The organism is Mesorhizobium sp. B2-2-3 (assembly GCF_006442405.1).
Classification (GTDB): domain Bacteria; phylum Pseudomonadota; class Alphaproteobacteria; order Rhizobiales; family Rhizobiaceae; genus Mesorhizobium.
This window is the reverse complement of sequence record NZ_VFWC01000001.1, coordinates 655,787-669,320: the sequence shown is the minus strand read 5'-3', so window position 1 is coordinate 669,320 and position 13,534 is coordinate 655,787. Positions and strand designations below refer to the sequence as shown.

Below are 13,534 nucleotides of genomic sequence, written 5' to 3'. Positions count from 1 at the left end.
AAACTGTCGTCGCGGTAAGTCGCGAATTCGATGCTGGGTAGCCTCCAGGTCCGATGTGGCAGGGCCGGCTTGGACCAGTCGAAGACAAACAAAAAGGGGCGGGATCTGTGAGCTTGATAGACGACAACAGCGTGTGGAGCCGTCTGGAACCATTCCTTCAAGAGCCGATCGAGCCGTCGAAGGAACGCACTTTCGGCCCGCGCGAGCTCTACACGCTTTTCCGAAGGCGCCTCCCCTTGATCCTTGCGGTCGTGACTACCGGCACCGCTCTCGCGCTCATCACGGCTGTGGAACTTCCCAAGACGTACACCGCTCGCTCGATGATCGTTGTCGAATCCGACGATCCCAATCCTCTCGACACCGCACAAGCGCAGCCTAATCAACAGCCCGACAAGTCGCGAATGGACACCGAGGCGGATCTGATCACCTCTCGTGTCTTTGCCAGCCTGGTCGTCGACAGACTGGACCTCATCAAGGACCCGGATTTCAACACCTATCTTAAACCAGCCGCGAGCCGAGCTTCCCCTTCGGATTCGGGCCCTGGACTGCTGTCACAGGCCGTCGGCTTGATCGTCTCGATACCGCGAGCGCTATGGAGCCTTGTCGCCGGCGCCGACCCGCAGGATCCCGCGTCGCTGCCATCGAAGGGGGTTCAGCAAGATCGGGCGATTTCATCGTATCTGTCGAGCGTTTCGGTTGACCGGTCCGGAGAGAGCTCGGCGATGACGATCTCCTTTTTCAATGACGACGCGTCGAGGGCGGCCCTGATAGCCAATGCGACGGCCAAACTGTTCGTGGAATGGTCCCGGGACAACAAGCGGCAGGACATCAAGGACGCCGTTAGCTTTCTGAGGCAGCAATCGACGGAGCTTGCGTCACGGATAGCCGCCATAGAAGGCCAGATCGCCCAATATGCGCGAGAACACGGCGTATCCAGCGATCCACGCGATGATCTGCTGCGCGCCTCGATCCAGCAAAGCAACGAGCAGCTCAGCACCGCCAGAGGTGAATACACGCAAGCGCAGGCGCGCCTCGCCCAGGTCAGGCTGGCGGCCAAGACCGGCGACGCGGGCGCCAACGTCGATCCCCTGCTCTCATCGGACTTCCTGACATCCCTGCGCAACGACGAAGCGACGGCGATGAGGGATCGCGCGCAACTGGCCAGCAACTACGGGCGCAATCATCCCCTGGTCCAGGAGGCGGATGCAAAAGTAGCGGCCGTCCGCGCGATGATCTCTCAGGAGATGCTGCGTACGATCGCAATCTTGGAAAACGACGTCCGCGTCAACGAAGGCAGGGTCAACCAACTCGCCAAGACTTTGGAGGAGTCCAACGAGCAACTACGGCAAAGGAGCCTGGCGGAAGCGAAGCTTCGGGAACTGAACAACCAATTGTCGACCGAGCAGAAGCTCTACGACCTCGTATCAGGCAGGCTTGGCAGCCTCGATCCGTTTTCCGAGGCGGTCGAGCCCGGCGTGCGGACGGTTTCCGCCGCCGAGATTCCGACGAGCCCTTCCTTTCCCAAACTTCGTCTGATGACGGCAGGCGGTTTCGCCGCGTCGCTGATCCTAGCCCTGATCCTTGTGCTGACGCTTGAAAGCATGGATGTGAGAATACGCGAGTCACAACGGGTATCGAAGCTTATCCGTGCGCCACTGCTGGCGTCGATTCCGCAACTGCCCAAGAAATTCCTGCAACGCGCCACGCCTCCTCTTGAAACCTTGTTGTCGCAACCACGGTCGGCCTTCTCCGATGCCTTCCGGTCGCTGTACATGGCCTGCACCCGGATGAACGGTGGCCGGAGCAAACAGGTGATCCTGGTCAGCTCAGGACTACCACAGGAAGGCAAGACAACGACGGCCATGGGCCTCGCCGTGGCAGCTGGAATGGACGGCGCCCTGACAGCGCTGATTGATCTGGATTTGCGAACCCGCAGCATCCATAGCGCCATGCAGTTTGGGCCCGCCGACAAGACACTCAACGACTACCTACATGGTGGTTGCACCCTGGCAGAGATCGTTCAGACGCTTCCTGAAGTTCCGCGACTGGATGTGCTGGCGCCATCTGCCGACGACCAGACCTTGCCTGAATTCCTCAATTCCAGCCAATTCGCGAAATTGCTGGAGGCGTTCCGGCTCGAATACGACGTGGTGATCATCGACGCGCCGCCTGTGCTCGTCGTCGAAGACGCAATCAGGATTGCCGCCTCGGTGGATACCGTCGTGGTCGTGGCCGCGTGCGACAACACCACGCAAGAGGCTCTCTCCCAGGTTGTCGAGCGCCTGCGGTTCGCCGGCGGTCCATCGATCGGCTGGGTGTTCAACCGCGTCGACCCCTTCCGACAGGCCCGTGGTGCCCTGCGGAAAGCCTATTTGAAACGGCAGCAGATTCGTCGTTATTTTCCCGCTTGACCGCCATCGGCCGCGCGGCCGATCAGGCGCGGCCGACTATATCCCCATCGCCTCGAGCAGGGTTTGGTTCACCTTGTGAACATCGAACCGGTCTTCCGCGAGCTTTCTTGAGTTGGCGCCCATTTTTGCAGCGAGTTCCTCATCCTCGAGAAAAGCCCGCTGCGCCGAGGCGAGAGCTTCCACGTCTCGCGGCTCGACCCGGAAACCGTTCTCGCCCTCGATCACCGTTTCTTGACAGCCAGGGGCGTTGGTCGTGATTATCGGCCGACCGGTCGACAAGGCTTCCAGCGCGCTGCGGGGAATGCCCTCCCTGTAATAGGACGGCAACACGAACACGGTGGACGCGGTCAAATAGGGACCGACGTCGTGTGTTTCGCCGAGATATTCAACGGCGCCTTCCTTGGTCCACTGGTCCATTTCGGCTTTCGAGATGGAGAGGGGACTGGGATCGAAGGGCCCGAGAATCTGAAAGCGTGCAGCGCGATACTTGGTCTTCAGGATACGCGCGGCGGCAGCAAACTCGGCAATTCCCTTTTCGCGAAGCAAGCGAGCGATCAGAAGGAAGACGGGAGGCCCTGAAGGTGGGGGGCTTGCGGCAAACAGTGTCAGGTCCACTCCTGAACCTGGGATCATGATCACTGGCGTCGTCGCAGAAACCATCCCATGGCGCCGGATGTCGGAAGCGTCGGCGTCATTGTAAGCGAAAACTGCTTCGCAGCCGACCAGAGCCGAGCGGTAGAGACCAATACTCAACCGGCGCAAGATGGTTGCGCGCAGTCCCGTCATGCTGCCGCTGAATATGAAGCCGAAGCCTGTAAAGAGCGCAAACCGGCGCGGTACACGGGCAAGGCGGGCAGCCAATCCACCATAGATGATCGGCTTCATCGTATACGCCAGGACGATTTCGGGCGCCAAGCCACGAATGAGCTTGTAAAGCGCCTTGAGCGTTCGCAAATCGGCCAGCGGACTGGTACCCGTCCTGGCCATCGGAATCTGTCGGAAGGTCACGCCAATTGCCTTGAGACCGGCGATCGCCCGCTCATCTTCATCGGGGGCGAGCGCAATGACATCATGCCCCGCAGCGACCATGGCCTTCAACAATTCGAGACGAAAGTTGACAAGCGAACGCGTCAGGCTCGCAATGACGACGATGCGCTTGCGGCGCATCGCATAGTCCACAGGGGCGCGAGGAGAATCTCGACCATTCATGTGCACAGCAACCACCAGCCGCTCCTATCGGATATGGCGACGACGCCCTAGAGCTGCTTCGTAGAGTTCCAGGTGCCTGCCGACGTAAAGGGAAAGCGAGAAGTTCTCCATGACGCGACGACGCGCTTGTTGACCCAAGGCGCGGCGCTCGGCCGGTTCAAGGCTGACAAGCCTGATCAATCCGGCGGCCAGAGCTTCACTATCTCCCGGTGGAACGACCACGCCGCTGTCGCCGACCAGCCAGCCGGAGTCGCCGACCGCGGTAACCACCGCCGGCACGCCGCTGGCCATCGCCTCGCCTACGGCAAGGGAAAATGCCTCGCCCCAAGCCGAGCAAAGCGCGTAGACGTCGAAGCCCGGCATGAGGTCGGCGATGTCAGCGCGGATGCCCGGCGTGGTAATGCGGTCGTCTATGCCGAGCTCACGGGCGGTGCGCCGCACCGGGCCGTCGGCATGTCCCTCCCCGATAAATATGCCCTGAACGTCGTATCCCTGTTCCAGGAGCCGGCTGATGGCGCGGACCAGGCTAACCTGGTCCTTCATGGGATGGAAGCGTGCCACATGGCCGATCATCAGCCGTCCGGGCGGCAAGCCGAACAGGCGGCGCAGCTTCGCACCGGCGTCGGCCGAGGGGGAAAATTGATCGCAATCCGTCCCGTTCGGGATAACCACCCTCCGGCGCGGATCAAAGCCCAGGCGCTCGTGATCATCGGCGGCGACGCGCGAGCAATATGAGATCGCGCTGGTGCGCCTCGACAGGCGGGCCGAGAGCCGTATCAATTGGCGCGTCAATGGTTTCTCGTCGGCGAGATCTCGAACCGTGTGATGGATGCTCCAGATGACCGGCGAGAAATTGAGCCCTAGCGTCGAGCCGAGCGTTGCCGCGACGTTGCCGTGATACATCCATCCGTGAAGAAGATCGGGGGCCGCCCGTCTTATCGACCGCGTCAGCCGAACGACATCGCGCGGTCGCGGCCGTTCCGTCATGCCGAGCGAAACGAGCCCCGATCTTGTATATTCTACGTTTGCAGCCACCGGACCGGGTGAAAGCAGGGACAGAACTGAAGTCGAGAAGCGATTTTGGTCGACCTGGCCAAGAAAACGGGCAAGCATGACCTGAGCGCCGCCGACGTCGAGACTGGTAATGGTGTGAAGAACACTTGTGTGCACGCAGGCTTCCCAGCTGTCTGCAACGCTCCGCCCTGAGGAAGCATTCAATCGTCCGGCAGTATCCAGCCGCACCATACGTTGGTTGCAGTCGACATCCAGTTAGCCAAATTAGGTGGGAACCAGACCGAAGGTTGTCACCGCTCCACCAAAGGTATGACTCATTGTCCTCGCGCAGGTGTCGCTAGGGTCTTTGCAGGAAAATTCTATGGTGGGCTTCCATGGCATCTTATTGCAATGCGGCGCGGAGCAGGCGATCGACAGGCGCGTGGACCAGTACATTCCTTGCGAAAGCACTGGGATCCGCCAGTATTGCGATCCTTGCGGTTGCAGCGATTCTGATTTCCCAGCTTGATGCCTGGGCCGCGGCGGACGATGACTACAAGGTTTCGGTCGGCGATGTGGTGTCGTTTGACTTCATCGACGACGCGCTTCCCGCCGAACAACTCACGGTCGCCAGCGATGGCGCGATCAACATTCCGCTGATCGGCAGCTTTGAAGTCGGCGGCCTGACGGTGCCCGACGCCTTGAGTCGTATCCGTAAGGCATTCATCGAGCGTGAACTCTTCAATGACCCGCATATAGCTCTTGCGGTGGTGAGCTTCCGCCCGATCTTCGTCCTTGGGGATGTAAAGGCGCCGGGCTCGTTTCCTTACCAGCCGGCACTGAACGTGGAGCAGGCGGTGGCGCTTGCGGGCGGCCAGTCGACCGGGGGAGCCACGGCGGAGGATCGCGTCGTAACACGCGCCCGGTTGCGCGGAGCTCTTGATGAAAGCGTGGTGGAGATCGCCAAGGAGGCGGTCGCCGCTGCGCGCATCAAGGCCCAATTGGCAAACAGCGACAAGATCTCGGAACTGGATCTGCCTGCCAAGATCAAGGGCCTCATGAACGCCAACCTGCTCGCGACGCTGCTTCCTACCGAGCAGCGCATCCTTGAAGCAGATCAACATGCGCTGACGACACGTCGCAAGCAGCTCTCGGCGGGGATCGAAGAAGTGAATGTTGCCCTCGCCAATGTTCAACAGCTTTCGGACATACAAAAGACAGTGATCGCTTCGGCACAGGCGGATCTCGATCGCATCAGGGGCCTTAACAAGAAAGGTCTCGTCACAATCACAGACCTCTCGAACGCCGAGCGCGAAGCGACCACGCAGCAATCTCATCTGCTTGAAATCTACAATCAGGCATCAACGGTGCGCCGCGAATTGAGCCAGTTGCAGCGCGACCTGGATGACGCCACCCAGACCTGGACACACACGGCGTTGACGGATCTCCAGGCCCACAACTCTGAAATCGAGCGCCTGATCGCGGTTCGAGAATCGACCGAGGAACAGATCCTGCTGTTGAGCTCGCTGGCCGCGGAGCAGACACGCAGCAACAACTCCATCACGTTCACCTACCAGATCCGCCGCAAGGTAAATGGCCAGACCGCCACAAAGGTGGCGACCCTCGACGATCCGGTTGCGGCCGGAGATACGATCCTTGTGTCAATAAACCGCCTGGATAGCGCCCAGGACACGACAAGCCGTTCAGCCACTGCCTTGGCGACGACCTCTTCCGTCCAGGTCGGACCGTCGCAATGATCGGCCTCAGCACCCCAACAGCACGTTCCGGCGGCTGGACTGCGCGCGTTCCGCTTGGCCGGGCCATACCAAGCCGTATCGCAGCGGTGATCCTTTTGGTTCTCAGCCTGCCGCTATGGCTCGTGGCTGCTGCCATTGTCTGGGTTAGTGTCGGCCGTCCATTGTTTTTCCGCCAGTCTCGCAGCGGGCTGGAAGGTCGCCCGTTCGTGATCTGCAAGTTTCGTACGATGCACGAAGGGCGAGACGGAAATGGCATGCTGCTCCCCGACGCCTTGCGTGAGACGCCGGCCACGCGGCTGATGCGCTCCGTCCGCATCGATGAGCTGCCGCAGCTTCTCTCGATCGCCAGGGGGGACATGGCCTTCATGGGGCCCCGTCCGTTGCTCCCGGCCACCATCGCCGAATTCGGCGAGCTGGGGCGTATTCGTGGCACGGTCCGCCCCGGCCTGTCCGGATGGGCACAGGTGAACGGCAATACCCGCCTCACCAACAGCGAAAAGCTGGCGCTCGACCTCTGGTATGTGCGCAACCGCAGCCTGTGGCTCGATCTGCACATACTGGTTCTGACTGTCCAAGTGGCACTGTTGGGCGAACGTGTCGACCGCCGCCATGTCGACCATGCTTTGAAGGCTATGCCCGCCGGGACGGTCCGGCCATGAACCCAGCACTCGGTCGACTTCTGGTGATCGCACCGCATCCTGATGATGAGGTCCTGGGGTGTGGCGGCACGATAGCCCGGATGGCTGCCCAAGGCGCAGAAGTTCATGTCGCAGTGGTTACGCGAGGCAGCCCGCCCGCCTTCACAGAGGAGATGACGGAACGGGTTCGCAGCGAGGCCAAGGCGGCGCATGCCTGTTTGGGCGTGCAACAGACGCATTGGCTTGATCTGCCGGCAGCGCAGATCGCCGAGACGCCGCACGCGACGCTCAACAGGGCGCTGCTGACCCTGTTGCGGGATGTCGTGCCGGATACGTTGCTCATCCCTTTCGTCGGTGATGTGCACATGGACCACCAGCTGATCTTCCTGTCATCGCTGGTAGCGGCTCGCCCGACCCAATCTCAATATCCGCGGACGATCATGGCTTACGAGACCGTCTCCGAAACGAACTGGAATGCCCCCTATGTGACGCCGAGCTTCGTGCCGAACGTCTTCATAGACATCGCATCGACGCTGGACCGCAAACTCGAAGCTGCGTCGATGTTCGCCTCACAGATCAGAGATTTCCCGCATGAGCGTTCGATCGAAACCTTGCGGGCGCTTGCGATCGTCAGGGGCACCGCCGCCCATCTGAGGGCGGCCGAGGCCTTTGTCCTTCTGCGAAACGTCATTTGAATTCTAGCTGGAGTATTCTGCGATGAAACGCTGGCCAATCTACGACGAAGAACAAATAACCGATGTGGTAGAGGTTTTGCGATCCGGCCAGGTGAACGCCTGGACCGGCGACCATGTGAAGACCTTCGAACGCGCCTATGCGCGCAGCCTCGGCCGACGTCACGCGGTGGCGCTGGCCAACGGCTCGCTCGCGCTGGATCTTGCGATGAAGATTCTCCACATCGGCGCCGGCGACGAGGTGATCGTCACGCCCCGCAGTTTCGTCGCCTCCGCCGCCTGCGTCATGTTTGCCGGCGCCACGCCCGTTTTCGCGGATGTCGACCCGAGTTCGGGCAACCTTTCCGCCGAGACGATTGCGCCGAAGATAACGGCTCGAACAAAGGCAGTGATCGTCGTGCATATTGCCGGCTGGCCGTGCGACATGGCGCCGATCATGGAACTCGCAAAGCGCAGCGGCATAAAAGTCATCGAAGATTGCGCCCAGGCGCATGGAGCCGAATACAACGGACGACCGATTGGCTCCTTCGGCGACATAGCGGCGTTCTCGTTCTGCCAGGACAAGATCATCACGACGGGCGGCGAAGGTGGGCTTGTCGCAATGGACGACAAGAAATTGTGGCTCGCTGCCTGGAGCCTCAAGGACCACGGCAAGAACTACGATCTGGTCTTTGCCCCCCATAGGGCGACAGGGTTTCGCTGGCTGCATGACAGCATCGGCACCAACTGGCGCATGACATCAATCCAGGCAGTGCTTGGCTTGCGGCAGCTCGAACGCCTACCCGACTGGACTCGCCAACGCGAGCGAAATGCCAGCATCTGGATGAGGACGCTTGCTGAATTGCCGATGCTGCACGCGCCCCAGCTCGGTTCGGAGCATAAGCATGCCTGGTACCGATGCTATTTCTATATCAAGCCCGAGATGCTGTCCCCCGGATGGTCGCGCGACGAGTTGATTGCGGCTATCAATGCGGCCGGCGTCCCATGCTTCTCGGGAAGCTGCTCTGAGATCTATCTTGAACATGCCTTCGCGGACGCCGGGGTAGCGCCGCCCGAACGTCTGCCGATCGCACGGCAGCTCGGTGAAACGAGTATGGCTTTTCTGGTCGACCCGTCCTGGACGACCGAGGAGACCATGGCTGCCGCGTCGACGGCGCGGTCAATCCTTGTTACGGCTTCGCGCCAGCTCGAGGCAGCATGACAAAGGAACGCGCGATCAGGAAGGATGAAACCGTTCTAGCGTCTTCTCTGGCAGAGCTGCAGATAGTGACGTCGTCAGCAGCGCGGAACCTCACCCTTGCCCCTACAGAGCGTGGTTTGCTCGGATTCGAACTGCCAGCCGCGGTTCGATTTTATCAGCAGATGATGCTCATCCGGCTCGTGGAGGAGCGCTTGCTCGATCTTTTTTCCCAAGGTCTCCTGTTCGGCACGACGCACACGTCCGTTGGACAGGAAGCCAATGCGGTTGGCGTGATAAACGCTCTTGACCGGGACCGCGACATTGTCTGGAGCAACCACCGCTGCCATGGTCATTTCATTGCCTATTCGGGCGAAGTCGAAGGCCTGATAGCCGAGATCATGGGGCGTGTAACCGGCATTTGCGGCGGACGCGGCGGCAGCCAGCACCTGTGCTTCCGCAACTTCCACTCCAATGGCATCCAAGGAGGCATCGCACCCGTCGCGGTTGGTAGTGCGCTGGCGCGAAAGGACGAGGGCGCCGTCGCAGTGGTGTTCCTCGGCGACGGCACGATGGGCGAGGGAGCCGTATACGAGAGCCTTAACCTTGCGTCTGTTTTCGCCGCACCGGTGGTCTTTGTGATCGAGGACAACGAGATCGCCCAGACGACCCCCAAGCATCTGACCGTCTCCGGTTCGATCGTCGCCAGGGCCGAGCCGTTCGGCGTCCGCACATTCGCCTATGACGGCAACGATCCGATCGCGATATATGAGCTCGCCCAAGAAGCCGTAGGCTATGTACGCGCCGAATCCCGCCCTTGCTGGCTCTACTTGCGAACCGAACGGATCGGCCCCCACAGCAAGGGAGATGATACGAGGCCGGCGGAGCGTCTTGAGCAAGCTCGAGCCAGAGATCCCATACCCCCGATGCGCCAGCGCGTTGCCAACGCCGATGAGATTGACGCCTACTGCCTGAATGTCGTGGACCGCGCGGTCGAATCCGCCGCCGCGGCCGCCTTGGCGCGGGGTTGATCCATGCGTGTCGTCGAATCGATCAATCGCGCGCTACACGATCTCATGGGAGCCGATCTCCGTCTGGTGATTTTGGGTGAGGATGTTCTTGACCCCTACGGTGGCGCCTTCAAGGTCACCAAGGGTCTTTCGTCAGCCTATAAGGACCGTGTCTGGACCACGCCGATCAGCGAAGGCGGCATTGTTGGCATGGCGGCAGGCATGGCCATCAAAGGCCGGCCAGTGATCGTCGAACTCATGTTCGGAGACTTCATAGCCCTTGCTGCCGACCAGATCATCAATCACGTCGCCAAGTTCCGTTGGATGTACAACGACCAGGTTGAGGTCCCCGTCATCATCCGCGCTCCCATGGGCGGACGGCGCGGCTATGGGCCGACGCACTCGCAAAGCCTGGAAAAGCATTTTTGCGGCGTGCCCGGGCTGACGGTGCTTGCCACTCACGAGTATGCCGATCCTGGTACGCTTCTGCATCGGGCCTTCGCGTCGCGATCCCCTCACCTGATCATCGAAAACAAGGTGATGTATTCCAGGCCCGTGCTCGGACCCGACGCGCTTCCACGCCCGGCGGATGCAGATGTCGTGATCCTGACATATGGAGGTTGCGTCGAGCACGCTGTCGCGGCCGCAAAGAAACTCGCGCAAGAGGAGGAAATCGCGACCACCGTGGTGGCCGTCGAACAGCTGTCGCCCTTCCCTGGCGATGAGGTCCGAAGCCAGGTCGGCAACTGCACGCGTGTGGTCGCGGTGGAGGAAGGCTCTCCCGGCTGGGGCTTCGCGTCGGAGTGTGCGCGCGCGCTGATCGGCCGGGTCAGGCACTTCAGCGCATTGACCGGGCCCGATCACCCCATTCCCTCAAGCCGCGACTGGGAGGACGATCTGCTGCCGGGTGTGAACGCCATCCAGGCGGCCTGCATCGAGCTGTTCCAGAAAGGCTAAGCGTACATGACCGTGCTTGTCGAAGCCCCGCGGGTTAACGCCAACGAGGACAATCTCCAGCTCATCGAGATTCGGGTCGCACAAGGTGAAAGGGTCGAACAAGGCACCATTCTTTTCGTGCTTGAGACCACCAAGGCCGCAGTCGAGGTAGATGCTCCGGAGGCAGGAACTGTCGGCCTGCTGGACATCAAGGTCGGTGACTTCGTTCCTGTCGGCGCAACGCTTTGCAAAATCATCGACGAAAATTCGAATGTCGTTGTCGGGGAGACCAGCGCGGCCGATGTCGGGGCCAGCGAAGTCGCGATAACGGCTAAAGCCCGCAAGGCCGCATCCGAGCTCGGGGTCAACCTTGCGGACGTCATTCCGTCCAATGGCCGCATTGGCGAAGCCGAGGTGCACGCTGCTGCCGGTCGCCGATCCGCCGCCAAGAGAGCCGAACCGGGCGAGCCGAGTTCCGTCGCTTTCTCCAGGCGGGCCGTCATCATCGGCGGCGGCGGCCACGCCGCCTGTTTGATCGATGCTCTCGATGGTGCCGGATACGATATCCTGGGCTGCACCGATCAAGCGTTGCCCGCCGGCCACCACGTCTGCGGCGGTATTTCGGTGATCGGCACGGAAGACTGCCTGGAGCGTTTGCTTGCGGAGGGCACGCGCTATGCTTTCATCGGCATCGGAGGCGCCCAGTCAAGCCAGGTGAGGCGGGCAATGTATGAACGCGCCACCGCAATGGGCTTCGTTCTGCCGCCTGTGATCCATCCTTCCGCGATCGTCTCCAAGGCGACCAGGATTGGACATGGCTGCCATATTTTGGCCGGCGCGAGCATCGGTCCGCGCTGTACGATCGGTAACAACGTCATCGTCAATCAGGGGACTATAGTCTGCCACGACAGCGTCGTTCAGGACAATGCGCACCTGACACCAGGCGCTATCATAGCCGGCGGAGTGGGCATCGGAGCCTTGACCGTCGTGGGAATGGGCGCAACGGTGCTCCTGGGCGTCCAGATCGGCGCCGACTGCCTGATCCACAACGGCGCGCACATCAGCGCCAATGTCGCAGACAACACCATCGTCGACGCGCAGGGCCGCCGCCATCTCCGCTAATGCATGTCGCCCAAGGCGATCTCCGGCTCGAGAAAGCGACATGGCGGGGCGGTTCGACGGGGCGGCTCTCGTGGCTGCGGCCGAGGGTTCGCCAATTCCGATCGGTGTCAGTCAAGCCGTACTTCGGTTGCGGTCCAGCGATCGCCCGCAATCAGCATCGGGCCTGGGTTAAATCAGTCCCGCAATGCGGCTGTTAGTCATCCGGTGGAGTTTTTCTGCGGCAGCCCACTACTTTTGGGCGGGGGTGTCCTTCGAATTCCCGAGCATTGCGAGACCTGGGATGGTGTACGGTGAAATGGTCTGCGGGATCCAACTTGAAGGCTCAGATGACCGTTGCACATCTCCATCCTCAGAACTCATCGGGTCCGCAGCATTTTCCCGTCGAAGCGTCAGCGAAGCCGGCTGGCGACAATTCGTTCAATGTAGCCGCGCATGGGTTGCGCGGCATTGCTTCTCTTATGGTCTTCTTCGCTCACCTCCTGGGCGGCACGGCGGAGCACGTCTACGCCTCCAATTCGGCCTATGTCGACCGCATTACGCCCTTCTGGAATTTCGGCACCTTCGGAGTCTGCCTTTTCTTCGTAATCAGTGGCTTCGTCATCCTGCCCAGTGCGATACGCTATAGTCCCGCTCAGTTTGCTGCCCGACGGTTCCTGCGCCTCTACCCTCTGTTTTTCGCGCTAAGCCTGCTTTTCATCTTGCTGAACGCAACCACCAACTTTTATCCCGAAACCAACAATCTCACAGCGGTTCTGGCAGGACTGACATTCCTGAACCTTGCAACCCATACCGAGCAATTGACGCCGAACGCGTGGAGCCTGACCTTCGAGGTCTGGTTCTATGTGTTTACGGCAGCGTTCGTTTTCCTGACGGTTCGTCGCCCAACCAGACTCGGCACAATTGCGCTCGGTCTTCTCGCGGCGCTCTTTATCGCCCGGTACCCGATCGCCTTGTATTTTCTTGCCGGCGGGCTGATCCGCCTTGCCTACGACCGATTTGAATGGGTAAACCGGGGCCGCCATCGGCTTGCCGAGAGCGGGGCGCTGGCAGCTTGCGTCTTTCTCGCCAGCCGCGGCCATTACGACTATCACTGGTCCGATTTCCAAAATGCCGAGCTTCCCTTGCTCATGGTCGCGACGGGGCTCTACTTCTGCCTTGCAGTGTCGCGGAACAGCTTGACGGCACTACTCCTTGGCAATCGGCTGCTTCGATACTTCGGAACGGTGAGCTACAGCCTGTATCTGGTGCATCCCTACACGTATCTTCTGACACGCTCGCTGTTTTCCCGCGCCCATCTTTTTTCCGGCAATGTTGTCCTATCGATGAGCGCCTTCATTTTGGCGGCGGCGGCGATCACCTGGGTGCTGACGCATTTCGCGAACCGAACGCTTGAGCTGTGGCCCTATGAGTTTGTCTATCATCAGAAGATCTATCGCTCGGCTTCGCAGCCAAGCGCGATGCGGCTTTGGCTGGCGTCAAATGCCAAACGTGCGGCATGGCTAAGGGGGTAGGATCGCCGTTGCGCGGCGGCCTGCGGCTTTTGAGGCGGATAGATAGCAGACTGGTCGTAACCACTGTTGTTAGGCTGC

General features: G+C 60.8%; 11 protein-coding genes. 9 read left to right on the top strand and 2 right to left on the bottom strand.

The annotated features are described in order from the left end of the window. The first annotated feature begins 113 nt into the window (after positions 1 to 113). Positions 114 to 2,411 carry a polysaccharide biosynthesis tyrosine autokinase gene (locus FJ951_RS03030; protein ID WP_140581298.1) on the top strand — a complete coding sequence of 766 codons (2,298 nt, stop codon included), beginning with the start codon at positions 114 to 116 and terminating at the stop codon, positions 2,409 to 2,411. A 36-nt stretch (positions 2,412 to 2,447) separates the two neighbouring features. Here the strand turns inward: FJ951_RS03030 and FJ951_RS03025 are convergent, their stop codons facing one another. Continuing rightward, complete coding sequence (locus FJ951_RS03025) at positions 2,448 to 3,578, bottom strand: glycosyltransferase family 4 protein (protein ID WP_140498441.1); 1,131 nt, start codon at positions 3,576 to 3,578, stop codon at positions 2,448 to 2,450. 66 nt (positions 3,579 to 3,644) lie between these two features. Further along, on the bottom strand, positions 3,645 to 4,865 hold the full coding sequence (locus tag FJ951_RS03020) for a glycosyltransferase (RefSeq protein WP_140513513.1): 1,221 nt from the start codon (positions 4,863 to 4,865) through the stop codon (positions 3,645 to 3,647). 143 nt (positions 4,866 to 5,008) lie between these two features. Here FJ951_RS03020 and FJ951_RS03015 point away from each other — a divergent pair, with 143 nt between their 5' ends. The 8 genes from FJ951_RS03015 (at position 5,009) to FJ951_RS02980 (ending at position 13,456) form a co-directional block, all read left to right on the top strand. Then, positions 5,009 to 6,370, top strand: a complete 1,362-nt coding sequence (locus tag FJ951_RS03015) for a polysaccharide biosynthesis/export family protein (RefSeq protein WP_140513511.1) — start codon at positions 5,009 to 5,011, stop codon at positions 6,368 to 6,370. After that, a complete protein-coding gene (locus FJ951_RS03010) occupies positions 6,367 to 7,029 on the top strand; it encodes a sugar transferase (protein ID WP_140513509.1) in 663 nt (220 codons plus the stop codon). The genes FJ951_RS03015 and FJ951_RS03010 overlap by 4 nt, the downstream gene beginning before the upstream one ends. Continuing rightward, a complete protein-coding gene (locus FJ951_RS03005; protein ID WP_140498445.1) occupies positions 7,026 to 7,703 on the top strand; it encodes a PIG-L deacetylase family protein in 678 nt (225 codons plus the stop codon). The genes FJ951_RS03010 and FJ951_RS03005 overlap by 4 nt, the downstream gene beginning before the upstream one ends. Positions 7,704 to 7,725: 22 nt before the next feature. Next, positions 7,726 to 8,901, top strand: a complete 1,176-nt coding sequence (locus FJ951_RS03000) for a DegT/DnrJ/EryC1/StrS aminotransferase family protein (protein WP_140513507.1) — start codon at positions 7,726 to 7,728, stop codon at positions 8,899 to 8,901. Further along, on the top strand, positions 8,898 to 9,908 hold the full coding sequence (locus FJ951_RS02995) for a thiamine pyrophosphate-dependent dehydrogenase E1 component subunit alpha (protein WP_140513505.1): 1,011 nt from the start codon (positions 8,898 to 8,900) through the stop codon (positions 9,906 to 9,908). Before FJ951_RS03000 ends, FJ951_RS02995 begins: the two co-directional genes overlap by 4 nt. 3 nt (positions 9,909 to 9,911) lie before the next feature. Continuing rightward, positions 9,912 to 10,844, top strand: coding sequence for a transketolase C-terminal domain-containing protein (locus FJ951_RS02990; protein ID WP_140498448.1), 933 nt, complete (start codon positions 9,912 to 9,914; stop codon positions 10,842 to 10,844). 6 nt (positions 10,845 to 10,850) lie between these two features. Beyond that, positions 10,851 to 11,945, top strand: coding sequence for a NeuD/PglB/VioB family sugar acetyltransferase (locus FJ951_RS02985; protein ID WP_140513503.1), 1,095 nt, complete (start codon positions 10,851 to 10,853; stop codon positions 11,943 to 11,945). A gap of 326 nt (positions 11,946 to 12,271) precedes the next feature. Next, a complete protein-coding gene (locus tag FJ951_RS02980) occupies positions 12,272 to 13,456 on the top strand; it encodes an acyltransferase (protein ID WP_140498450.1) in 1,185 nt (394 codons plus the stop codon). Positions 13,457 to 13,534 lie beyond the last annotated feature (78 nt).

Excerpts from the sequence above, each read along its gene's own strand:
- FJ951_RS03025 (WP_140498441.1), bottom strand. The coding sequence starts at position 3,578 with ATGCGCCGCAAGCGCATCGTCGTCATTGCGAGCCTGACGCGTTCGCTT.
- FJ951_RS03020 (WP_140513513.1), bottom strand. The coding sequence starts at position 4,865 with ATGGTGCGGCTGGATACTGCCGGACGATTGAATGCTTCCTCAGGGCGG.
- FJ951_RS03015 (WP_140513511.1), top strand. The coding sequence starts at position 5,009 with ATGGCATCTTATTGCAATGCGGCGCGGAGCAGGCGATCGACAGGCGCG.
- FJ951_RS03010 (WP_140513509.1), top strand. The coding sequence starts at position 6,367 with ATGATCGGCCTCAGCACCCCAACAGCACGTTCCGGCGGCTGGACTGCG.
- FJ951_RS03005 (WP_140498445.1), top strand. The coding sequence starts at position 7,026 with ATGAACCCAGCACTCGGTCGACTTCTGGTGATCGCACCGCATCCTGAT.
- FJ951_RS03000 (WP_140513507.1), top strand. The coding sequence starts at position 7,726 with ATGAAACGCTGGCCAATCTACGACGAAGAACAAATAACCGATGTGGTA.
- FJ951_RS02995 (WP_140513505.1), top strand. The coding sequence starts at position 8,898 with ATGACAAAGGAACGCGCGATCAGGAAGGATGAAACCGTTCTAGCGTCT.
- FJ951_RS02990 (WP_140498448.1), top strand. The coding sequence starts at position 9,912 with ATGCGTGTCGTCGAATCGATCAATCGCGCGCTACACGATCTCATGGGA.
- FJ951_RS02985 (WP_140513503.1), top strand. The coding sequence starts at position 10,851 with ATGACCGTGCTTGTCGAAGCCCCGCGGGTTAACGCCAACGAGGACAAT.
- FJ951_RS02980 (WP_140498450.1), top strand. The coding sequence starts at position 12,272 with ATGACCGTTGCACATCTCCATCCTCAGAACTCATCGGGTCCGCAGCAT.